At 74.8% G+C, this 21,511-nt stretch carries 19 protein-coding genes and 1 tRNA gene; 13 read left to right on the top strand and 7 right to left on the bottom strand.

Annotated elements, in window-relative coordinates; all coding sequences use genetic code 11:
• Positions 1–120 precede the first annotated feature (120 nt).
• The 4 genes from EDJALFJO_RS01035 to EDJALFJO_RS01020 all read left to right on the top strand — a co-directional run bounded on the left by EDJALFJO_RS01035 (position 121) and on the right by EDJALFJO_RS01020 (position 3,711).
• On the top strand, positions 121–2,280 hold the full coding sequence (locus tag EDJALFJO_RS01035; protein ID WP_088281326.1) for an ATP-dependent DNA helicase UvrD2: 2,160 nt from the start codon (positions 121–123) through the stop codon (positions 2,278–2,280).
• A gap of 229 nt (positions 2,281–2,509) precedes the next feature.
• Positions 2,510–2,818 carry a hypothetical protein gene (locus EDJALFJO_RS01030; protein ID WP_088281324.1) on the top strand — a complete coding sequence of 103 codons (309 nt, stop codon included), beginning with the start codon at positions 2,510–2,512 and terminating at the stop codon, positions 2,816–2,818.
• A gap of 201 nt (positions 2,819–3,019) precedes the next feature.
• On the top strand, positions 3,020–3,310 hold the full coding sequence (locus tag EDJALFJO_RS01025; RefSeq protein ID WP_088281332.1) for a WhiB family transcriptional regulator: 291 nt from the start codon (positions 3,020–3,022) through the stop codon (positions 3,308–3,310).
• Complete coding sequence (locus tag EDJALFJO_RS01020; protein ID WP_088281322.1) at positions 3,307–3,711, top strand: hypothetical protein; 405 nt, start codon at positions 3,307–3,309, stop codon at positions 3,709–3,711. Before EDJALFJO_RS01025 ends, EDJALFJO_RS01020 begins: the two co-directional genes overlap by 4 nt.
• A 299-nt stretch (positions 3,712–4,010) precedes the next feature.
• Here EDJALFJO_RS01020 and EDJALFJO_RS01015 read toward each other — a convergent pair whose 3' ends face one another.
• Positions 4,011–4,979, bottom strand: coding sequence for a quinone oxidoreductase (locus tag EDJALFJO_RS01015; RefSeq protein ID WP_233149610.1), 969 nt, complete (start codon positions 4,977–4,979; stop codon positions 4,011–4,013).
• 82 nt (positions 4,980–5,061) lie between these two features.
• Between EDJALFJO_RS01015 and EDJALFJO_RS01010 the strand changes: the two genes are divergently transcribed.
• The 4 genes from EDJALFJO_RS01010 to EDJALFJO_RS00995 all read left to right on the top strand — a co-directional run bounded on the left by EDJALFJO_RS01010 (position 5,062) and on the right by EDJALFJO_RS00995 (position 9,093).
• Positions 5,062–6,615, top strand: a complete 1,554-nt coding sequence (locus EDJALFJO_RS01010) for an alkaline phosphatase family protein (RefSeq protein WP_088281318.1) — start codon at positions 5,062–5,064, stop codon at positions 6,613–6,615.
• A 142-nt stretch (positions 6,616–6,757) separates the two neighbouring features.
• Positions 6,758–8,377, top strand: coding sequence for an alkaline phosphatase PhoX (locus EDJALFJO_RS01005; RefSeq protein ID WP_088281316.1), 1,620 nt, complete (start codon positions 6,758–6,760; stop codon positions 8,375–8,377).
• 184 nt (positions 8,378–8,561) lie between these two features.
• On the top strand, positions 8,562–8,720 hold the full coding sequence (locus EDJALFJO_RS33930) for a hypothetical protein (protein WP_158220245.1): 159 nt from the start codon (positions 8,562–8,564) through the stop codon (positions 8,718–8,720).
• A 151-nt stretch (positions 8,721–8,871) separates the two neighbouring features.
• Positions 8,872–9,093: a hypothetical protein gene (locus EDJALFJO_RS00995; RefSeq protein WP_143448215.1), complete on the top strand. Its 222-nt coding sequence runs from the start codon at positions 8,872–8,874 to the stop codon at positions 9,091–9,093.
• 7 nt (positions 9,094–9,100) lie between these two features.
• On the opposite strand, the gene EDJALFJO_RS00990 is transcribed toward EDJALFJO_RS00995, so the two are convergent.
• The 3 genes from EDJALFJO_RS00990 to EDJALFJO_RS00980 all read right to left on the bottom strand — a co-directional run bounded on the left by EDJALFJO_RS00990 (position 9,101) and on the right by EDJALFJO_RS00980 (position 11,797).
• A complete protein-coding gene (locus tag EDJALFJO_RS00990) occupies positions 9,101–10,465 on the bottom strand; it encodes an AarF/ABC1/UbiB kinase family protein (protein ID WP_088281310.1) in 1,365 nt (454 codons plus the stop codon).
• On the bottom strand, positions 10,462–11,460 hold the full coding sequence (locus tag EDJALFJO_RS33925) for a hypothetical protein (RefSeq protein WP_158220244.1): 999 nt from the start codon (positions 11,458–11,460) through the stop codon (positions 10,462–10,464). The genes EDJALFJO_RS00990 and EDJALFJO_RS33925 overlap by 4 nt, the downstream gene beginning before the upstream one ends.
• 163 nt (positions 11,461–11,623) lie before the next feature.
• Complete coding sequence (locus EDJALFJO_RS00980) at positions 11,624–11,797, bottom strand: DUF5679 domain-containing protein (RefSeq protein WP_158220243.1); 174 nt, start codon at positions 11,795–11,797, stop codon at positions 11,624–11,626.
• Positions 11,798–12,376: 579 nt separating this feature from the next.
• On the opposite strand from EDJALFJO_RS00980, the gene EDJALFJO_RS00975 reads away from it, so the two are divergent.
• Entirely contained in the window at positions 12,377–12,994 is a 618-nt protein-coding gene (locus EDJALFJO_RS00975) for a M48 family metallopeptidase (RefSeq protein ID WP_088281306.1), read from the top strand.
• 26 nt (positions 12,995–13,020) lie between these two features.
• On the opposite strand, the gene EDJALFJO_RS00970 is transcribed toward EDJALFJO_RS00975, so the two are convergent.
• Positions 13,021–13,629 (bottom strand): NUDIX hydrolase, encoded by a 609-nt coding sequence (locus EDJALFJO_RS00970; RefSeq protein ID WP_143448214.1) that lies wholly within the window; start codon positions 13,627–13,629, stop codon positions 13,021–13,023.
• Between the two features lie 17 nt (positions 13,630–13,646).
• Entirely contained in the window at positions 13,647–15,050 is a 1,404-nt protein-coding gene (locus EDJALFJO_RS00965; RefSeq protein ID WP_088281302.1) for a zinc-dependent metalloprotease, read from the bottom strand.
• Between the two features lie 108 nt (positions 15,051–15,158).
• On the opposite strand from EDJALFJO_RS00965, the gene EDJALFJO_RS00960 reads away from it, so the two are divergent.
• On the top strand, positions 15,159–16,262 hold the full coding sequence (locus tag EDJALFJO_RS00960; protein ID WP_088281300.1) for an NAD-dependent epimerase/dehydratase family protein: 1,104 nt from the start codon (positions 15,159–15,161) through the stop codon (positions 16,260–16,262).
• A gap of 37 nt (positions 16,263–16,299) precedes the next feature.
• Positions 16,300–17,496: a PDZ domain-containing protein gene (locus tag EDJALFJO_RS35290; RefSeq protein ID WP_233149609.1), complete on the top strand. Its 1,197-nt coding sequence runs from the start codon at positions 16,300–16,302 to the stop codon at positions 17,494–17,496.
• A gap of 34 nt (positions 17,497–17,530) precedes the next feature.
• Here the strand turns inward: EDJALFJO_RS35290 and EDJALFJO_RS00950 are convergent, their stop codons facing one another.
• Positions 17,531–18,112 carry a PPA1309 family protein gene (locus EDJALFJO_RS00950; RefSeq protein ID WP_088281298.1) on the bottom strand — a complete coding sequence of 194 codons (582 nt, stop codon included), beginning with the start codon at positions 18,110–18,112 and terminating at the stop codon, positions 17,531–17,533.
• A 133-nt stretch (positions 18,113–18,245) separates the two neighbouring features.
• Between EDJALFJO_RS00950 and EDJALFJO_RS00945 the strand changes: the two genes are divergently transcribed.
• Complete coding sequence (locus EDJALFJO_RS00945; protein ID WP_088281296.1) at positions 18,246–21,287, top strand: UPF0182 family protein; 3,042 nt, start codon at positions 18,246–18,248, stop codon at positions 21,285–21,287.
• 56 nt (positions 21,288–21,343) lie between these two features.
• Positions 21,344–21,417: transfer RNA gene (locus EDJALFJO_RS00940), tRNA-Met, on the top strand.
• The last annotated feature ends 94 nt before the right edge of the window (positions 21,418–21,511 follow it).

Raw genomic sequence — 21,511 nt, 5'->3', positions numbered from 1 at the left:
TCCTGGCCGGCGGCGGGCGGGGCCGCTTGACATCTCAACGTACGGGCGGGGGTGCGATCTTCCCGGGCCGGGGTCGCCCACCCGTCGGGCTGTCGCCGGTCCTTGGCAGGATGGCCCCCGATGCCCGGTCCCGAGCCCGTCCTCACCACCCTGCTGCCGTCCGCGGACGGCGTCCTCGCCGCGCTCGACCCCGAGCAGCGCGAGGTCGCCTCGGCGCTCCACGGGCCGGTCTGCGTGCTCGCCGGCGCCGGCACCGGCAAGACCCGCGCCATCACGCACCGGATCGCGTACGGCGTCCACAGCGGGGTCTACGTCCCGCAGCAGGTGCTCGCCGTCACGTTCACCGCCCGTGCCGCGGGGGAGATGCGTACCCGGCTGCGAGCGCTCGGCGTCGGCGGCGTCCAGGCCCGGACCTTCCACGCCGCGGCGCTGCGCCAGCTCTCCTACTTCTGGCCGCAGGCCGTCGGCGGCGCGCCGCCCGCGATCCAGGAGCACAAGGCCGGCCTCGTCGCCGACGCCGCGGCACGGATGCGGCTCACCGTCGACCGCGCCGCGATCCGCGACCTCGCGGCCGAGATCGAGTGGGCCAAGGTCACCCTGCTCACCCCCGAGCGGTACGTCGCCGCCGCGACGCGGGCGGGCCGCGGCGAGCCCGGCGGGTTCGACCTGCCGACCGTCGGGCGGGTCCTCGAGCTCTACGAGGACGTCAAGACCGACCGCGGGGTCATCGACTTCGAGGACGTCCTGCTCCTCACCGTCGGCATCCTCGAGGAGTACCCGGCGGTCGCGGCGACGATCCGCGGGCAGTACCGGCACTTCGTCGTCGACGAGTACCAGGACGTCTCGGCGCTCCAGCAGCGGCTGCTGGACCTGTGGCTCGGGGACCGGGAGGACGTCTGCGTCGTCGGCGACCCGGCCCAGACGATCTACTCCTTCACCGGCGCCTCGCCCGAGCACCTGCTCGCCTTCCCGAAGCGGCACCCGGGCACGCGGACGGTCCGCCTCGAGCGCAACTACCGCTCGACCCCGCAGGTCGTCACGCTCGCGAACGGCCTGCTCGCGACGTCCGGACCGGCGGGCACCCCGGCGACGGCGCGGCTCACCCTCACCGCCCAGCGCGAGGCCGGCCCGGCCCCGACCCTCACGGCGTACGACGACGACCTCGCCGAGGCCTCGGGGGTCGTCCGCGAGGTGACCCGGCTCATGGAGGCCGGGGTGCGGCCGAGCGAGATCGCCGTCCTCTACCGGACGAACGCCCAGGCGCAGCCGCTCGAGTCGGCCCTCGCCGACGCCGGGATCTCCTACCTCGTCCGCGGCGGGGAGCGGTTCTTCCAGCGCAAGGAGGTCCGGGACGCCGTCCTGCTCCTGCGCGGAGCGGCGCGCGCGTCCGACGGCACACGCCCGCTCGGCGACGAGGTCCGCTCGGTCCTCGCGTCGGCCGGCTGGACGCCGCGGCCGCCGTCGACCGGTGGGGCCGTCCGGGAGCGCTGGGAGTCCCTCCAGGCGCTCGCCGTCCTCGCCGACGAGCTGGCCGTCGCCCGCCCGGGCACCGTGGTCGCCGACCTCGTCGCCGAGCTCGAGGAGCGCGCCGCCGCCCAGCACGCCCCGACCGTCGAGGGCGTCACGCTCGCGTCCTTCCACGCGGCCAAGGGTCTGGAGTGGGCCGCCGTCCTGCTCGTCGGGCTCTCCGAGGGCCTCATGCCGATCTCGCTCGCGCAGGGCTGGGAGGCCGTCGAGGAGGAGCGTCGGCTCCTCTACGTCGGCATCACCCGGGCCCGTGAGCACCTGCTGCTGTCGTGGACCCGCTCCCGGACGCCGGGCGGCCGGGCGAGCCGGGAGCCGTCGCGGTTCCTCGACGGGCTGATCGGCGCCCCCGCGGGCCGCGCCCCGCAGGGCGGCGCCCGCGGCCCGGGCCGGGACGGCGACGGGCCGCGCCGCTCGCGGAGCAAGGCGTCGCTGCCGACCGCGTGCCGGGTCTGCGGCACGGTGCTGTCGTCCGGTGCCGAGCGCAAGACCGGCCGCTGCGGGGACTGCCCGCCGGCCTACGACCCCGAGCTGTTCGCGCGGCTGCGCGAGTGGCGGGCCCGGGTCGCCGCCGAGGCGAAGGTGCCCGCGTACGTCGTCCTCACCGACGCGACGCTCGTCGCGGTCGCCGAGGCGGTCCCGCGGGACGTCGCGTCGCTGGCGGCCATCGCGGGCGTCGGGAAGGCCAAGCTCGACCGGTACGGGGCCGCCCTGCTCGCCGAGCTGGGCGCCGGGAGCCGTCCCCCGAACGGGTGAGCCGCCGGGATCGTCCGCTTCGGGCCTGGTGTCCGGTTCCCGTTGTGGGAGAAGGACTTTCGGTCCCGGTGGCCGCCGGCCGCAAAGACCGTCGGAAAAAGTTCGGAAAACACGACGGAAAATACGTTGTGGCTCGTTCGCCGCGTCGTCTAGCCTTCAACGCATCACAGAACGCCACGTGCTGCGCCCACGCGCGCACGGGGCCCGAGACCGGGAGGAGGTGGCAGACATGATCGCGATCACGACCGAGAGCGCCTACGGCGTCATGACCGGTGCGTCGCGCGCTGCCACCTCGCCGCTCAGCGGCCGCGTCCGGGCAGGCGTCAACCCGCTCCGCAGCTGGGCAGAGCTCTGCCCGCAGGCGCCCATGGCCCACGTGTCCCTCGAGCTCGTCGGCGACCTGATCGCCGGCGTCCGCAACGACGGTCCGGCGGACGAGTCCGCCCGCACCGCGGCAACGCAGAAGTTCGGTTTCGACAAGCAGTACGGCACCACCCCGCACCAATCGGGTACCAGAGTCTGGAAGCCGCCGGTCTAGCACCGGCGAATCGCCTCCTCAGGCCGCGGAACCCGATCACGGGATCCGCGGCCTTCGTGTTCCTCCCGCGGATCCCGGCAAGGACTCCGGCGACGACCGTCGCCGGGTTGTTCGAGCCGCCGGTCGACCCGTACCGGCGGACCGCCGTGACGGCGGCCCGGTCACAGCCGGTGCCCCGAGGAGAACGAGGAGGTGACGACGATGCAGCTCACCGCTCTGCTGGACACCCTCGACGAGGTCGTCCAGGAGCAGACGCCGACGATCCCGTGCCGGGTGAACGACTCCGAGCTCTGGTTCGCCGAGTCCCCCGCAGACGTCGAGACCGCGAAGTCGCTCTGCCAGTCCTGCCCCGTCCGCACGTCGTGCCTCGCCGGTGCCCTCGAGCGCCGGGAGCCGTGGGGCGTCTGGGGTGGCGAGCTCTTCATCGCCGGTGTCGTCGTGGCCCGCAAGCGGCCGCGTGGGCGTCCCCGCAAGAACGAGGCCGCGGCGTGAGCGCCGTCCGGCTCGCCGTCGCAGCCCGCCGGGCGGCAGCCCGCGCCGCCGCCCGCTCCGTCACCCCGTCCGTCACCGACCGCGCCGCAGCCCGGTCCCGCACCGAGCACGACGCACTCCTCGACGGCACCGACCGGTGCCTCGACACCGTCATCCGTCTCCGCCTCGCGCGGACGCAGCCCAGGAGCATCGACATGTACGCCAGTCAGCACGTCCTCAACGAACAGCTCGCACGCCACCGGTGGCAGGAGCTGAGTAGCGAGGCCCAGCGGTCCCGCGTCGTGCGCGCAGTGCGCGCCGAGCGCCGGGCCCGCCGGGCCGAGCGATCCGCGCAGCGCGCCGTCCAGTCGGCGCGCCTCGCATCCCAGGCCGCGCTCCGCGCGGCCCAGCAGCTCGTCTGACGACGAGCGGCACCCGCACCGGGGCGGTGGGTGCAGCCAGGAGAGGCGGGAGCCGTCGTCACGTCCGACGGCTCCCGCCGGCGACCGGCCGCCCGCCCCTCGGTGCCACCCGTCACGTGGCGCGGCTCACAGTCCGTGGACGTACGTGGAGCACGCCCGGGCCCTCCGCCAGAAGCAACCGAACCGGCGGTTCCTGCGTCTTGTCGGGTACGCGGTAGGGCCGGGCCATGTGAGGGGATGGCCCGGCCCTGACGTCTGTCCGGCCCTTGCCCGGCCTTCGGTGCCGCGCGGGCCCGCCGTCAGGGGACGAGCAGGACCTTGCCGGTCGTCCGTCGCCCCTCGAGCAGCTCGTGCGCCTGCCGGGCCTGCGCCAGCGGCAGCCGCACCCCGACCCGGACGTCGAGCCCGCCCGCCGCGACGAGGTCGAGGACGGCGCCCGCCCGCGCCCGCAGCTCCTGCGTCGTCGCGATGTAGTCGCTCAGCGTCGGCCGGGTGAGGAAGAGCGAGCCCTTCTGGGAGAGCAGCAGCGGCGGCACCGGGTCGGGCGCGCCGGACGCGTTGCCGAACGTCACCATGAGGCCGCGCCGCCGCAGCAGGTCCAGGCCGCGCACGAAGGTGTCCTTCCCGACCCCGTCGTAGACGACGTCGAGCGCCTTCGGCCCCGCGAGCCGCTCGACGGCTCCGGCGAAGTCCTCCGCGCGGTAGTCGATGACGTGGTCGGCACCGGCGGCCCGCGCGAGCTCGGCCTTCTCCGGGCCGCCGACCGTCGTGAACACCTCGGCGCCCGCCTGCTTGGCCATCTGGATGAGCAGCAGCCCGACCCCGCCCGCGCCGGCGTGGACGAGGCAGCGGTGCCCCGGGCCGAGCGCGAAGGTGTCGGTCACGAGGTACTGCGCGGTCATCCCTTGGAGCATCACCGCCGCGGCGGTCTCCGGGTCGACGCCCGGCGGGACGACGACGACCTGGTCCGCGCGCCGGACGGACTGCTGCGCGTAGGCGCCCACGCCGCCGGCCCACGCGACGACATCCCCGACCCGGACGTCCTCCACGCCCGCGCCGACCGCGGACACGGTGCCGGCGGCCTCCTGGCCGAGGACGACCGGCAACGGCGTCGGGTAGAGCCCGGAGCGGACATAGGTGTCGATGAAGTTCACCCCGACGGCGGCGACGTCGACGAGGACCTCGCCCGCCGCGGGCGCGGGGGACGCGACGTCGGCGACCTCGAGCACGTCGGGTCCGCCAGTGGCCGTGATCCGGACGACCTGCACGTGATGCTCCTTCGCGACGACGACGGTGGCCCGGCCGGGTGTCCGGCCCCGCCACAGTCTGCCCCCGTGGCACGCTGCGGGCATGAGCACTGCAGGAGCTGACGTCGCAGGCACCGGCACGGCCGGCGCCGCCGCGGTCCGGGACGCCGCCGTCCGGGCCCTGACGGACCCGGCGCTCGCCGGTGTCGTCGACCTCGTCGCCTACCCCGAGGCCGGGCCCGGCCCGCACAACCTCGGCCCCGGCGCCACCGTCGTCGTCGCGAACGCGCGTGGCGCCGTCCGGCTCGACGCCGGCGGCCTGCACACCGTGCTGCACGGCGAGGACCCGGTCGGCGACGTCGACCCGATGGCGTTCCTGCCGTACGAGCTCGAGGTCGCCGACCCGTCGCCGGACAACGCCCGCAACGCCTACCCGGACCCGGGCCGGCGGCTGCTCTCCCTGTTCGCCGACCCGAGCCGCAGCCCGGACGTCGCGGTCGTCCACACGCCCCGGCACTTCTTCCCCGACGAGGGCGGCCACCACGGCGAGCACGGCTCGCTCGACGTCGTCCAGTCCCGGGCGCCGCTGCTGCTGTCGGGGGCCGGCGTCCGGCCGCGCGGCGTCGTCGCCGAGCACGCCCGGATCGTCGACGTCGCACCGACCCTGCTGCGGGCCGCGGGCGTGCCGGCCCGGCTGCACGTCGACGCCGCCGGGCTGCCGCTCGACGGGCACGCCCTCGAGGCGCTCGTCGACGAGGGCGCCGGCCGCTGGGTCGTCGGCATCCTCTGGGACGGCGCGCACTGCTCGGAGCTGCTGCACCTCGCGGCGTCCGGCGAGCTGCCGGGCGTCGCGCGGCTGCTCGCGCACGGGACGGCGCTGGCCGGCGGCGCGGTCGCCGAGTTCCCGAGCATCACCTTGTGCAACCACACCTCGGCGCTCACCGGCGTCGGGCCCGGCCGGCACGGCGTCCTCGGCAACGTCTTCTACGACCGTGCGACCGGCGAGCGGGTCGTGCCGAACGACGAGACGACGTGGCACCGCTCCGCCGAGTGGCTGCGGCCCGGCGTCGCGACGGTCTTCGAGACGCTCGCGGCGGCCCGGCCGGGCGCGTTCACGGCGTGCGTCGACGAGGCCGTCGAGCGCGGCGCGGGGTACTCGACGATGCAGCTCGTCCGGGCCCAGGCCGGCGCCGGGGGAGCGGGCGACCTCGACTCGGCCCTGCCGGACGCCGACGCGAGCCCCTTCGTCGGCGAGCGCGCCCACCTGGCCGACTCCTACTACCGCTGGGGCACCCGCGTCGACGACGCCGGGGTCGCGCAGATGCTCCAGCTGTGGGCCGTGCCGGACGACGCGCCCGCGCTCACCTGGTGGTCGAACGTCGTCACGGACGCCGGGCACCACGGCGGCGGGCCCCGCTCGCAGATCGCCCGGGACAGCTTCCGGGACGCCGACCGGCGCCTGAGCGCCTTCCTCGACCACCTCGACCGGCTCGGGGTCACCGACGACGTGACGTTCCTGCTCACCGCGGACCACGGGTTCGAGGGGGCCGACGTCACGCGGACCGGCTCCTGGCGGCCGGCGCTCGCCGCGGCCCTCGACCCGCTCGGCGTCGGCTGGCGCGACGAGGGGCCGGGCTTCCTCTACCTCGGCGTCTGACCCCGTCCGGGCCGGCCGGGCACGGGACCGACACCGGACGGTCCCGTGCCGTTCGCCCGGCGGGCCGTGGTCCGTTCACCCCGGGTCGTCAGATTCGGCTCTGCCGCCCCGCGGCGACCGAGACCCCGACCTGGAGGACCGCGTGACCCAGCAGACCCCCGCCCGCTCCCGCCGGACCCGTGCCGTCCTGGCCGGCACCGGCCTCGGATGCGCGGCGCTCGTCGTGCCGATGGCGGCCCCGGCGTCCGCCGCCGGCAGCACCGCGATCGGCCCGACCGGCGGCATCGCCCCCTACGTCCTGCCCGTCGCCCCCGATGTGACGATCACGTCCCTGCTCACGGTGAACAACGGTGCGGCGAAGGACGGCACGCGGCTCGTCGGCATCCCCGACGGCATCGGCGCCTACCGCAGCGGCAAGCGCGTCGTCGCCCTGGTGAACCAGGAGCTGGGCGCAGCAGCGGGCATCGCCCGCGCCCACGGCCAGAAGGGCGCCTTCGTCAGCCGCTGGACGATCGACCCGAAGACGCTCGCCGTGACGACCGGCTCGGACCTCGTGCAGCCCGGCGTCCGGTACTGGGACTACGCGACCGGCGCCTACGCCGCCGCGCCGGTCGCCCCCGCGGGTGCGGCCGCGGGCACCCACACCGCCGCGTTCAACCGGTTCTGCTCGGGCTACCTCGCCCCGGCCGGCTCGCTCTACAACGACGACACGGACGCCGGCTACGACGGCGCGATCTACATGGCGAACGAGGAGGCCGGTGACGAGGGCCGGGTCTTCGGCGTGACGACCGACGGGGCGGCGACCCAGCTGCCCCGGCTCGGGCTCTTCTCGTGGGAGAACACCGTCTCGGCCGCCAACCGCACCGACACGACCGTCGTCATGGGCAACGAGGACGGCGGCAACGGCCAGCTGCGGGTCTACGTCGGTACGAAGACGACGAAGGGCAGCCCGGTCGAGCGCGCCGGCCTCACGAACGGTTCGCTGTTCGTCGTCGACACCGCCGACGAGACCGTCGCGACGGACGCGCAGTTCCGCACCGCCTACGGCAAGGGCAAGGCCGTCCCGGTGACGTTCGGGGCCGGCGAGCAGGTCGACACCACGGCGAGCGGCGCCGCGCAGAACGCCGACGCGGCGGCGAAGGGCCTGACCCTGAACCGGATCGAGGACGGCTCCTTCGACCCGCGCAACCGCAACGACTACTACTTCCTCACGACCGAGGGCGGCTCGACCGCGGCCAACCCGGCCGAGCCCGGCGTCGCCCGCGACGGCGGCGGCCTGTGGCGGCTGCGCTTCACGAACGTCGACAAGCCGGAGCTGGGCGGGACGCTCACCCTGCTGCTCGACGGCACCGAGGCGCCCTACCTCAACAAGCCGGACAACATGACGATCGACCGCCGCGGCAACCTCCTCGTCCAGGAGGACCCGGGCGGCAACGACCACGTCGCCCGCATCCTCGCCTACCGGATCAAGGACGGCCGGGTCGGCGTCGTCGCCGGCTTCGACACCGCCCTCTTCGGCGTGAGCGACCCGGCCGGGACGACGCCCGACACCCGCGCCGTCCTCACGACCGACGAGGAGTCGAGCGGCATCCTTGACACCGCGGACCTGTTCGGCAAGGGCACGTTCCTCTTCGACGCCCAGGTCCACACGAAGAAGAACCTGCCCGCCGGGACCGGCGTCGGCACGGTGGAGGAGCTCGTCGAGAACGGCCAGCTCCTCCTGCTCGAGGTCGACGACTGGGACGCGGTCTACCGCCGCTGACCCGCACGGTCGTTGTCCGCAGCGGCCCGCCGGACTCCCGGCGGGCCGCTGCGCCGTCCGGCCCCGTGCCGAGCACGGCGACACACGGGCGACGTAGTGACGTAACCCGGGGTGACAGAGCCTTTACAGTTCTGTCGCGCAGGCGTAGCCCGTCGGCGACGAACGGTCCGTAGCGTCGAGGAGCATGACAACCACGACGTGCTGCCTCGAGTGCGGGAGCCGGCCCTCCGAGGAGCGGCCCGCCCTGCTGTGGTCCATGTCCGTCCGGGAGGGGCACCGCGCCTGGACCTGCTCGCCCTGCACGCGCAGCCACCTGCACGCGATCGAGACCGTCGTGCTCTGACCGCCGGGCGGACGCCCGCCGGGAGCGCGCCGACGAAATCCGGGGCGATCACTCCGCCGAACGGACGGTTTCCGTCGCGTCACCGGAACATCGGCAAGGATTCGGGCGTGGATCCCTCGCGGGGCAACGGTTTCGGGCGTACGCTCCAGATGTGACCGAGCCCACAACGTCCTCGACCCTGCCCGCGGCAACGGTGCCGTCCCAGGGGTCCGTGATGGTCTGCCTCACCTGCGGCGCCGCGGCGCCGTCGGACCCGCCGCCGCTCACGTGGTCCGCGGGCACCGAGCGGGGCCGCCGGGTCTGGACCTGCGGGGCGTGCATGCGGGCGAACATCCGCAGCATCGAGGGCAAGCTCGACTCCGCCTGGTGGTGACGGGCCCTCAGGGCTCGACCGGCTCGCCGTCCTCGTCGACCCACTCGATGTAGTCGAGCGAGGCCACGTCGAAGTCGGGGAGCCACTCCGCGAGCACCTCGAGCACGGGCACCTCGCCCTCGATCTGGCACAGCACCCCGATGCCGCCGAGCCACACCCGGTGGATGAGCAGGTACTCGGGCGGCAGGTTCAGCTTGAGGCCCAGCGACCACTGCGGCCGCCGGACGTCGTTGACGTGTGCGAACAGCTCGCGCATCCACACCCGCGAGAACGTCCACGTCGTGTGCCGGGCCGGCTCGAGGAACGGTGCGAGGTAGTCGAGCAGCGCCCGTCCGTCGATGTCGATCGACGCCTTGATGAAGCCCTCCTCGCGCAGCCCGGCGACGACACCGTCGGCGTCGTTCTGCAGCGCGAGGGTGAGCAGCCGGCCGATCTCCGGGGGCATCCCGTCCGGCAGCCGCTTGACCGCGCCGAAGTCGAGGATGCCGAACCGTCCGTCCGGGGTGAGCCGGTAGTTGCCGGGGTGCGGGTCGGCGTGCAGGAGGCCGGCCCGGGCCGGGCCCGCGAGCAGGAACTCCAGGTAGCGCCGTGCCCCGAGGTTGCGCTCCTCCGGGGTACCCGTGGCGATGAGCTTCGACAGGGCGACGCCCTCGAGCCACTCGCTGACGATGAGGTGCGGTGTCGCGATGACGACCTCGGGGACGACGAAGACGGGGTCGTCCCGGAAGGCGTCGGCGAACTGCGTCTGGGACTCCGCCTCGAGCGTGTAGTTGAGCTCCTCGACGATCCGGGCCTTGAGCTCCTCGAGGATCGGCTTGATGTCGAGGCCGGGGATCCAGCCTGCGGCGACGCGGCCGACCCGGGCGACCTGGGTGAAGTCGGAGATGAGTGCGTCGCCGGCGCCGGGGTACTGGACCTTGACGGCCACCTGGCGGCCGTCCTTCCAGACGGCACGGTGCACCTGGCCGATCGACGCGGCGGCGGCCGGTGTCTCGTCGAACTCCTTGAACCTGCGCCGCCACTGCGGCCCGAGCTCGGCGGCGAGCACCTTGTGCACCGTCGCCGTGGGCATCGGGGGAGCGGCGTCCTGGAGCTTCGTGAGCGTCGCCCGGTAGGGGCCGGCGAGCTCCTCCGGCATCGCGGCCTCGAAGATGCTCAGCGCCTGGCCGAACTTCATCGCGCCGCCCTTGAGCTCACCGAGCACGCGGAAGAGCTGCTCCGCCGTCCGGGCCTGCATCTCGGCGGCGACGATCTCCGCCGGCCTGCCCCCGACCCGCTTGCCGAAGCCGAGGGCCGTGCGGCCGGCGAAGGCGAGCGGGAGGCTGGCGAGCTTCGCCGTGCGGGTGACAGCACGGCGGGGGAGGTCCGTCACGGCTCCATTGTCACGGTCGCGGGCTGCGCCCGCGCGCGGTGGGCGGGTGACGTCGTCGTCCCGGGCGCGTCGCCGGGCTCACCGGCGGGCGGCCAGTGGCACCCGCACTCCGTGTGGGCGGGCCACGGACGGCGGGTGACGAGGCCGTCCGGCAGCTCGACCTCGAGCGTCGCGCCGCAGGCCGCGGGCGTCGTACGCCCGTCGAGCAGGGCGAGGACGGCGAGCGCGGCGAGCCGGCCCGCGAGGGCCGCCACGGTGGTCTCCTCGGGCGCGTCCCGGGGGCCGGAGAGCAGCTGGGCCAGGACGCCGGGCCAGTCGGGGTCGAGCGCCGCGCGGTGCAGGTCGAGGCAGCGCAGGCACGGGTCGGTGCCGGGCCGGACGAGCGGCCCGACGACGACGTCGCCCTCGCGGACGACGACGGACAGGTGCGGGACGTCCCGCCGGACGAGGTCGGCCGCCCGGGCGGAGTCGGCGGCGACCGGCTCGACGAGGACGACGCAGGCCGGCCGGGGGACGCCGCGCCCGGTCCGGGCGCGGATCCCGCGCTCGGTGAGCCGTGGCCGGCTGTCCGTCGTCCCGATGCCGGCGGCGGTCAGCGCGGCCGCGACGGCGTCGGCCACCCGGCCCTCGCCGACGACGAGGACGGTCCGGGCGGCCCGGGCCGCGAGCAGGTCCCAGCCGTCGCCGCAGCCGCGGTGGACGAGCGCCCAGGTCGCGGCGTCCGGTTCGAGCTCCTCGTGCCGGCCGACGACGCTGCGCGCGGAACGGCCCGCCCGGGCGGGGACGAGCGCCCCGGCGCCGCGCAGGAGCGCGACGAGCTCGTCCGGGGCGGTGAGCTCGGTGGGGTCGAGGCCGCCGTCGAGGCGTTCGACGAGCCGGACGTCGGCCGCGGTCAGTCCTTCGAGCACGACCGACCGGCGCGGGCTCACGCCGAGCTGGAGGGTCGTCGGCCCGCGCCACGCGCGCTGGAGGCCGGGCAGCAGCTGGATGCGCACCCGGGGAGCGTGCCACGTCCGGCCCCCGGGCCTCCGCCGTCGTCCACAGGCCCGGACCGACCGTGCGTCCCGGCCCCGTTCGTCCACAGGCCTCCTCGGGCCGGGAACGGCGACGGGCGGCCCACCGGTCGGTGGGCCGCCCGTCGCGGCGGAGCGGTGAGGCTCAGGCCTTGCCGAGGATGCGGTTGAGGTTCGTCCCGCACACGGGGCACTGGCCCTTGGCCATGCGGCGGCCGTTGGTCTCGACGACCTTGCCCTCCGCCTGGCGCTTCTCCTTGCACTTCACGCAGTAGAACTCGCCGCTGTACGTCTCGTCGGCCACGATGGCGCTCCTCATGTCGTATGGCTTGGTCAACCGCGACGGCCAGTGGTGCCGCTCGCGGGCCGGTCGGGACGCGCTCTGGCGGCCCCCTCCGTGCGTCAGACCCGGCGTGAAGCCTAGCCGAGCGTGAGCGTGGCGCCGGTCAAGTCGGCCTTGGCGCGTCGGAAGATCGTGGGAACGGCTGACTCCCGGGGATGACGCCACGCACGAATCACCGGACATACCCGGACGGAGCGGGCGCCGGTCCGGCTCATGTCTCGGTCTCGGTGCGTCCTGAACACGTCGCGCAGCGTGAACGGAGAAACCCCGGGGCCGGGGCCGACGCACCTTCCCCAGCGCGCCGCCCCCGGACACCCGGGGTCTTGGACCGAACCTAGGAGCACCGGGCGGACGTCGTCAACGTCGCTGTCCCCAGGCCTGTGGACAAACCTGTGGACATCGTGGGGAGAGTGTCGCGTGTCGCTGTGGACACCCCGCTCGGGGCCTGTGGAGGGGGATCGTCACCACGCCGCGACAGCCCGTCTGACCTGCGGCGGAGCTGTCCACCGGATGTGGATGGAAGATTTTCTCGGCCCGGCGCCGTAGCCTCGACCCATGGCCGGCGTGCCCGCGTATGCCCCGCCACCTGACGTCGAGGTACGTCGGAGCAGGCGGCGCGTCCGCACGGTCACGGCCTACCGCGACGGTGACCGCACGATCGTGCTCATCCCGGCCCGCTTCACCCGTGCCCAGGAGCGCGAGTGGGTCGAGCGGATGGTCGCCCGGCTCTCGGCCCAGGACCGGCGCCGCCGCCCCGGCGACGACGACCTCATGGCCCGCGCGACGGAGCTGTCCCGCCGCTACCTCGACGGGCTGGCCCGGCCGGCGAGCGTCGCGTGGGTGCCCAACCAGAACTCCCGCTGGGGGTCCTGCACGCCGTCCGAGCGGACGATCCGGCTCTCGACCCGGCTGCAGGGGATGCCGCCGTGGGTCATCGACTACGTGCTCCTCCACGAGCTGGCGCACCTCGTCGAGCACGGCCACGGCCCGCGGTTCTGGGCGCTGCTCGCCGACTACCCGAGGACCGAGCGGGCCCGCGGCTTCCTCGAGGGGTTCGCAGCGGCCCGCGACGGCAGCATCGGGGACGGCGCGGACGACGACCACGCCGACCGGGTCGACGACACGCCCGCGTTCGGCGTCAACGTGCGGACGGACCTCGACGGCACGGGCTGACGCCGGCGGGCGGCCCGGCTGCCCGGCTACCCGGCCGCGAGCACCGCGCGTGCGGCGGCGACCCCGTCCGGCACCCCGCTCGCGAGGTCGGCCGGCAGGGCGTCGACGTCGAACCAGCGGACGTCCTTCGACTCCGCGCTGACCGCGGGGGCGGTCGCCTGCGCGACGAGCACGTGCTGGACGTCGAGGTGCCAGTCGACGACGCCCGGGCGGCAGGGCGCGCCGTGCCGGGAGAGCTGGGCGAGCCGGGGCAGGACGGTGCCTGTCAGCCCGGTCTCCTCCAGCACCTCGCGGGCCGCGGCGGCCGCCAGGGTCGTGTCGCCGGGCTCGAGGTGCCCGCCGGGCTGGACCCACAGGCCGATCCGGCCGTGCAGGACCAGGCAGGTGCGCCGGCCGTCCGGGGACAGGACGAGCGCGGACGCCGTCACGTGCGCGGGCGCCGCGTGCCGGGTGAGCAGCGCCGCGCCGTCCTCGTCGAGCATCGCCCGCCAGGCCCAGGCCTCGAAGCGGGCCTGCGGGGTGTCCCGCGGGGCGTGCGCGAAGGCGTGCCGGACGTCCGCGACGAGCCGCTCGTCCGGCGTCCACAGCGGCTCGCCGCCGGCCGCGTCGCCGTGCGGGGCGGGCGGGTCGGACACCGGGTGGAGCGTGGGGGTCACCGGGCCTCGCCCCCGGACCCGTCGCCGGGCTGCTCCTCGCCGCCGTCCCGGTCCGACCCGTCCCGGTCCGCCTCGTCGAGGATCGCCGCGAGGGCGGCGTCGAGGTCCTGGCCGCCGGCGTCGGACCCGGAGCCGCGGGCGAAGCCCTCGGGGTCGGCGAAGGACTCCGCGCCGGGCACGAGGTCGGGGTGCTCCCAGAGCGCGTCCCGGCCGCCGACGCCGCGCGCGGCCGTGAGCGCCGCCCACACCGCGGCGGCCTCGCGCAGCCGGCGCGGGCGCAGCTCGAGGCCGACGAGCGAGGCGAACGTGTGCTCGGCCGGGCCGCCCGCGGCACGCCGCCGGCGGACGGTCTCGCGGAGCTGGACGGCGTGCGGCAGCGACGTGCGCGCCGCGGCGTCGACGACCTCGTCGACCCAGCCCTCGACGAGCGCGAGGGCGATCTCGAGGCGGTCCAGGGCGGCCTGCTGGGCCGGCGTCCGCTCGGGCTCGAAGATCCCCGAGGAGAGCGCCTCCTGGAGGGCCTGCGGGTCGCCCGGGTCGATCTGCCGGACGGCCTGCTCGATCATGTCGGTGTCGATCGCGATGCCGCGGGCGTACTCGTCGACGGCGCCGAGGATGTGCGCGCGCAGCCAGGGGACCCCGGCGAAGAGCCGGGCGTGCGCCGCCTCGCGCAGCGCGAGGTAGAGCCGCACCTCGTCCTCCGGCAGGCCGAGGCCCTCGCCGAACGCGGCGACGTTCGCCGGCACGAGCGCCGCAGCCCCGGCCGGGAGCAGCGGCAGGCCGACGTCCCCGCCGCTGACGACCTCGCGGGACAGCGCCCCGACCGCCTGGCCGACCTGGGCGCCGAAGAACGCCCCGCCCATCCGGCGCATCATCGGCAGCGCGGCGCCGAGCATCGGCGCGATCTCCGGCGGCGCCTGGGACGACATCGCCTCGCCCATCGCCTGCCCGACCCGCTCGGCGACCGGCTCCACGACGCCCTTCCACACCGGCAGGGTCTGGGCGACCCACTCCGAGCGGCTCCACGCGTGGGTGCGCCCCGCCGCCGCAGGCAGGTCGGTGGCCCGGTCGAGCCAGAGGTCCGCCGTCCGCAGCGCCTCGGTGACCGCACGCTGCTGGGCGTCGCCGACGCTCGGGTCGCCGCCCTCGGCGGCGGCCTGCCGGGCGATGTTCTCGGCGAGGTCCCAGTTCACGGGTGCGTCGCTGCCCCCGGCGAGCATCTGCTGCACCTGGAGGAACATCGCCTGGAGGGCCGCCGGGTCCTGCGGCAGGCCGGGCATGTTCGCGAGCTCGGGCGGCAGCTGGCCGCCGGGGCCGAACATCGCCTTGAACAGCTCGCCCATCGGGTCGCCGTCGTCGCCCTCGCTGCGGTCGGGCAGGTCCCTGCCGAAGCCGGTCATGCGCACCTCATTCACACGGTTCGTCCACCGGAGCGCGGCCCGCGCGCGGCCGCTCTCGGCGAGGATGGGGTCCAACCTACGCAACAGCCAACGACGGGGGGTCGTCCGGTGAGCCCGCAGCGCGCGACGGTTCGCTCACGGCGCAGCAGCCCGCGGGTCGCCGTGGTCGGGGCGGCCGGCCCGGCGGGCTCTGCGGTCGCGTCGGCACTTGTCGCGGCCGGGTTCCCGGTCGTCGCCGTGGACGACCGCCGGGGCGGCGCGCCGGGCACCTGGCGGGTCGGGGACGTCGCCGCGCCGGGAGGGGCGGCGCTCCTCGCCGGCGCGCAGGTCGTCGTCCACGTCGCCGCCGCCGACGACCTCGAGGCCGCGCTCGCGCTGACCGGCCCGCAGCGGCGGGCGCACGCCGTCCGGGCCGCCCGCGCCGTCGGCACCGCCGCCCGGGACGCCGGTGCCGCCCGCCTCGTCGTCGTGACGAGCGCGATGGTGCACGGCGCGGCCGCGGACAACCCGGTCCCGCTCCCGGACGACGCACCGGTGCCGGCCGACGGCGGGGCCGGCATCGTCGGGGACCTCGTCGAGGTCGAGGCGACCCTCGCCGCGCTCGCGCACGCCGCGGGGCTGCCGCTGACGGTGCTCCGGCCGGCCGCCCTCGTCGGCCCGGGGGTGGACAGCATGGTGACCCGGCACTTCGAGGCGCCGCGGCTGCTCGAGGTGCGCGGCGCCCGGGCCGCCCGGCAGTTCTGCCACGTCGACGACCTCGGCACCGCCGTCGTCACCGCCCTGACCGCCGGGCTCGACGGCCCGCTCGGCGTCGGCTGCGAGGGCTGGCTCGACGCCGGGCAGACGGCCCGGCTCACCCGGCTGCGCACCGTCGAGCTGCCGCCGGCCATCGCCTTCGGCACCGCCGAGCGGCTGCACCGGGTCGGGGTGCTGCCGATGCCGGCCGCGGAGCTCGCGTTCGTCGTCCACCCGTGGGTGGTGTCCTCGCAGCGGCTGCGGGCGGCCGGCTGGGCCCCGACGCGGACGAACGCGGACTGCCTCACCGAGCTCCTCGCGCTCGTCGCGGGCCGGCGGGCGGTCGCCGGCCGGCGGGTCGAGGGCCGCGAGGCGGCGGCCGGTGCGGCCGGTGCCGCGGTCGCGCTGCTCGGTGCCGCGGCGCTCGTCCGTCGGGCCCGGGCACGCCGCCCGGGCCCGCGTCGTCCTACCCTGTGACGGCCCGTCCGCACCGTGCCCGCCCGAGGAGCCACCCGTGAACCCAGGCCACGACCACGACACGCCGTGGCCTGACGCCGTCCCGGTGACCTCGTCCGCGGCGGACGGCGCCGACGCCCCGTCCGCGGTACCGCCGGGGGACGGGGCGCCGCAGCACGCGACGCCCGAGCATCCGCTGACGATGAACCCGCGGACAGGGGTGCTGCTGCTCTCCGGCTTCGTCACGGTCGCGCTCGTCGCCGCGGCGTTCCTCATGCCGGTGCACTACGCCGTCCAGCGGCCGGGGCCGGCGCTCAACACGCTCGGCACGGAGAACGGCAAGGACCTCATCGCGATCTCCGGGCACGAGAGCTACCCGACGTCGGGCGCCCTCGACCTCACGACGGTCAGCGTCTTCGGCGGACCCGGCGGCCACGTCGAGCTCTACCAGGTCATCGAGGGCTGGCTCGACCCGTCGGTCGCCGTCGTCCCCGAGGAGCGGCTCTTCCCCAAGGGCGTCACGGAGAAGCAGAACGAGGAGGAGAACCAGCGCGAGATGACGTCGTCGCAGGAGAGCGCGACGGCCGCGGCGCTGACCTCGCTCGGCATCGCGGTGACGACCCGGGTCTCCATCACCGAGGTCGACGCCAAGGCCCCGGCGGCGAAGACCCTGAAGGCCGGCGACGTCCTCGTGAGCATCAACGGGGTGCCGACCGACACCCTCGACGCGCTGCGCACCGGGCTCGACCGGACGGCGCCGGGCAAGGTCGCGGCGATGGTCGTCGAGCGGGCCGGCAAGCAGGTGCCGCTCGACGTGACGACCCGGGCCGGCGACGACGGCAAGACCCAGATCGGCGTCTTCATCGACGCGACGTTCAAGTTCCCGTTCGACGTGAAGATCCAGATCGAGGACATCGGCGGCCCGAGCGCGGGGACCATGTTCGCCCTCGGCATCATCGACAAGCTCACCCCGGGCCCGCTGACCGGCGGCAAGCAGATCGCCGGGACCGGGACGATGGACCCCGACGGCACGGTCGGGCCGATCGGCGGTATCCGGCAGAAGCTCTTCGGGGCCCGGCACGCCGGCGCGCGCTGGTTCCTCGCGCCCGCGGACAACTGCGACGAGGTCGTCGGGCACGTGCCGGACGGGCTGAACGTGGTCCGGGTCGCGACGCTCGACGAGGCACGGGCCGCGGTCGAGAAGATCGGCAAGGGCGCCGCGCCGGGGTCGCTGCCGACCTGCACGGCGTCCTGACCGTCGACCCGCCGGGGGTCTACCCGTCGAGGGTCTACCCGTCGAGGGTCGCGGCGACGGCCGACACGAGGCCGGGGACGAGCTCGGGGCCGCCGACGGCGACCCGGTCGTCCTCGTCGTGGTCGCGCGCCCGGACGGCGCACGCCCCGGTGCCGTCGCGGAGCACCCCGGCCGCCATCCGCAGCTCGCGCCGGTCCGGGTGCTCCTGGAGGTAGGCCAGCGCCGCGTCCGGGTCCCGGGGGGCCGCGGCCTCGGCCTCCGGGGGGACGACGAGCCGCTCGACGACGACGGCCGCACCGTCGACGCTCGGCGGCCAGGCGATCCTGCCGAGCAGGCCCTCGAGGGAGTCGGCGTCCGGGAGCTGCTCCTGCTCGACGGCCGTGAGGTGCTCGGGGTCGCGGGTCGCCGCCTCGACGACGTCCGGCCCGAGGGCGGTCGCCAGCCCCGGGTCGCGGCCGAGCGCGGCGTGCGTGTTCACCAGGGCGAACACCCGCACCGGGCCGTCCCAGCCGCCCGAGGCGACGTGCGCCTCGAGCTCGCGGACGGCACGGCGCACGGCCTGCGCGCGGGTGCCGGGGGAGGAGGGCGACGTGGTCGTCGGGTCGTCCGTGCTCACGGCGCGATCCTCGCACGTGCGGGACGCATTCTCCGCGCCGTCCCTGGGTGCGGGCCGGGCCGGACCTGTGAACGGCGTCCGAACGGCCGGTCGCCCTCGGGAACGATGCGCGCGAAAGGTAAGTTCTCCGGGTGTGAGCTTCGAGCGCGATCCGCGCAGCGCCCCGCGTCCCGCCGTCCCGACCCGCCGTCGCGGGGCCCTCGCCCCGACGCTGGCCATCCTCGGCGTCATCGTCGTGCTGGTGCTGCTGCTGTCGTCCGTGTGGACGAACGTCCTGTGGTACCGGTCGGTCGGCTTCACCGACGTCTACACGACGGAGCTGGTGACCAAGGGCGTCCTGTTCGTGGTCGGCGGCGTCGTCATGGCCGCGGCGGTCTTCGCCAGCCTGACGATCGCCTACCGGGCCCGGCCGGTGTACGCCCCCGTCTCGACGGAGCAGGCGAGCCTGGACCGCTACCGCGACTCGATCGAGCCGCTGCGCCGGGTCGTCGTCGCGGGCGTCCCGCTCGCGCTCGGCCTGTTCGCCGGCTCGGCGGCGAGCCAGCAGTGGCAGACGTTCCTCCTGTGGTGGAACCGGACGTCGTTCGGCCAGCGCGACGAGCAGTTCGGGATGGACATCGGCTTCTTCGTCTTCACCCTGCCGTGGCTGCAGTTCCTCACCGGCTTCCTCACCGCGGTCGTGTTCCTCGCGTCGCTGTCGGCGGTCATCACGCACTACCTCTACGGCGGGATCCGCCTGCAGGGCACCGGTTCGCGGTTCACCGACGCGGCCCGGATCCACCTCGCGACGCTCGCGGCGGTCTTCCTCGTGCTGCGCGGCGTCGACTACTGGCTCGGCCGGTTCGCGCTGACGACGAAGGAGTCGGGGCTCATCACGGGCCTGCGCTACACCGACGCGAACGCCGTCCTCATCGCGCGCGGGGTGCTCGCGGCGATCGCGGTCATCGTCGCGGTGCTCTTCGTCGTCGCCGCCATCGTCGACCGGTTCCGGATGCTGCCGCTCTACGGCGTCGTCCTGCTCGTCGTCAGCGCGATCGTCGTCGGCGGCATCTACCCGGCCGTCGTCCAGCGCTTCCAGGTGAAGCCGAACGAGCGCACGAAGGAAGCCGAGTACATCGCCAAGAACATCAAGGCGACCAAGGCGGCGTACGGGCTGGAAGGGGTCGAGAAGACGCAGTACAACGCGCAGACCCAGGCGACGCCCGACAAGCTGCGCCAGGACGCGGGTCTCATCCCGGGCATCCGGCTCATCGACCCGTACATCGTCTCGGACGCGTTCAGCCAGCTCGAGCAGAAGGCGCAGTACTACTCGTTCCCCGCTGCCCTGGACGTCGACCGGTACACGATCGACGGCACGCGCCGGGACACCGTGACGGCCGTCCGCGAGCTCGACCTCGCCGAGGCGCCCACGACGCAGCGCAACTGGATCAACGACCACATCGTCTACACCCACGGCTACGGCCTCGTCGCGGCCTACGGCAACCAGCGCACGGACAACGGCCGGCCGGTCTTCTTCCAGAGCGGCTTCCCGAACGCGTTCAACGGCAAGGACTACCAGCCGCGGGTCTACTTCGGCGAGAAGTCGCCGGACTACTCGATCGTCGGCGCACCGAGCACGGCGCCGCCGCAGGAGTTCGACTCGCCGGAGTCGACGACGTCGACGAACGGTGCGAGCTACACGTACACCGGCACCGGCGGCGTCCCGATCGGTTCGTTCGTCAACCGGCTGCTCTACGCGACGAAGTTCCGCGACCAGAACATCCTGCTGTCGGGCTCGATCAACGACCGCTCGCGCATCCTCTACGACCGCACGCCGCGGCAGCGCGTCGAGAAGGCGGCGCCGTTCCTCACCCTCGACGGCGACCCGTACCCGAGCGTCGTCGACGGCAAGATCGTGTGGATCGTCGACGCGTACACGACGACCGACAAGTACCCGTACTCGAAGTCCACGATCCTCGCGGACGCGACCGAGGACGCGCTGACGGGCGCGACGAACGTCGTCCCGCTCGGGGCCAAGCGGGTCAACTACATGCGCAACTCCGTCAAGGCGACCGTCGACGCGTACGACGGCACCGTGACGCTGTACGCCTGGGACGACAAGGACCCGATCCTCAAGACGTGGATGAAGGTCTTCCCCGGCAAGGTGCAGCCGATGAGCCGGATCAGCGCCGACCTCATGTCGCACCTGCGCTACCCGGAGGACCTCTTCAAGGTCCAGCGCCAGCTGCTCGGTCGCTACCACGTGACCGACCCCGGCGTGTTCTTCTCCCAGAGCGAGCTCTGGACGGTGCCGCGCGACCCGACGCGGGACAGCCAGACGACGGCCGGCTTCCAGCCGCCGTACTTCCTCACGCTCCAGATGCCGGACCAGGAGGCGCCCGCGTTCTCGCTCACGTCGGCGTACATCCCGGCGACGGGTCAGTCGAACCAGCGGAACAACCTCACCGGCTTCCTCGCGGTCGACGCGGACGCCGGGACCCAGGCCGGTGAACGCCGGTCCGGCTACGGCACGCTGCGCCTCCTCGAGCTGCCGGACGACGTCGTCGTCCAGGGCCCGGCCCAGGTGCAGCAGGCCTTCCGGGCCGACACCGGGATCAGCGCGGTCCTCAATCCGGCGGTGATCAACCGGGCGACGATCGAGTACGGGAACATGCTCACGCTCCCGCTCGGCGGCGGCCTGCTCTACGTGCAGCCGGTCTACGTGCGGCCGGCGGGGCAGAACACCTACCCGCAGCTGCAGAAGGTCCTCGTGAGCTTCGGCGACAAGATCGCGTTCGCCGACACCCTGCCGCTCGCCCTCGACGCCCTCTTCGGCGGCGGGGCGACGACCGGGAACGGCGGCACCGGGACCGGTGGTACCGGGACCGGCACCGGGACGGGGACCGGCACCGGTTCCCCGACCGGCGGTGCGACCGGCGGCACGGGCTCGGCCCAGGCGGACCTCACCACGGCCCTCCAGGACGCGCAGCGGGCGCTCGCGGCCGGCAAGGACGCCCTCGCCAAGGGCGACTTCGCGGCCTACGGCAAGGCCCAGACCGAGCTGCAGGACGCCGTCAACCGCGCCATCGACGCCCAGGCCCGGCTCGGCCAGACGGCGTCCACGGCGACGGCGAGCCCGAGCGCCGGCGCGACGCCGAGCCCGTCGGCGACCGGTTCGGCGAGCGCGACCGGGTGACGCCGGCCAACTGATTTGCCTCCACCCCCGCGGGGCCCGTAGGGTCGAACCACCGACGCGGGGTGGAGCAGCTCGGTAGCTCGCTGGGCTCATAACCCAGAGGTCACAGGTTCAAATCCTGTCCCCGCTACAAAATGTGTGAAGGCCCGGATCCCGCTCTTGGATCCGGGCCTTCACACATTTTGCCGTGAAGGCGAGCCAGGATTTGTGAGGAGAGGCGACGA

This window comes from Kineosporia sp. A_224 (genome assembly GCF_002198655.1).
In the GTDB taxonomy this organism is placed as follows: domain Bacteria; phylum Actinomycetota; class Actinomycetes; order Actinomycetales; family Kineosporiaceae; genus R-H-3.
This window is presented reverse-complemented; position numbering and strand designations above follow the sequence as displayed.

Coding starts and splice junctions, on each gene's coding strand:
- EDJALFJO_RS33930 (WP_158220245.1), top strand. CDS start 8,562: ATGACAACCACGACGTGCTGCCTCGAGTGCGGGAGCCGGCCCTCCGAG.
- EDJALFJO_RS01030 (WP_088281324.1), top strand. CDS start 2,510: ATGATCGCGATCACGACCGAGAGCGCCTACGGCGTCATGACCGGTGCG.
- EDJALFJO_RS00975 (WP_088281306.1), top strand. CDS start 12,377: ATGGCCGGCGTGCCCGCGTATGCCCCGCCACCTGACGTCGAGGTACGT.
- EDJALFJO_RS01010 (WP_088281318.1), top strand. CDS start 5,062: ATGAGCACTGCAGGAGCTGACGTCGCAGGCACCGGCACGGCCGGCGCC.
- EDJALFJO_RS00965 (WP_088281302.1), bottom strand. CDS start 15,050: ATGACCGGCTTCGGCAGGGACCTGCCCGACCGCAGCGAGGGCGACGAC.
- EDJALFJO_RS00980 (WP_158220243.1), bottom strand. CDS start 11,797: ATGAGGAGCGCCATCGTGGCCGACGAGACGTACAGCGGCGAGTTCTAC.
- EDJALFJO_RS01035 (WP_088281326.1), top strand. CDS start 121: ATGCCCGGTCCCGAGCCCGTCCTCACCACCCTGCTGCCGTCCGCGGAC.
- EDJALFJO_RS01025 (WP_088281332.1), top strand. CDS start 3,020: ATGCAGCTCACCGCTCTGCTGGACACCCTCGACGAGGTCGTCCAGGAG.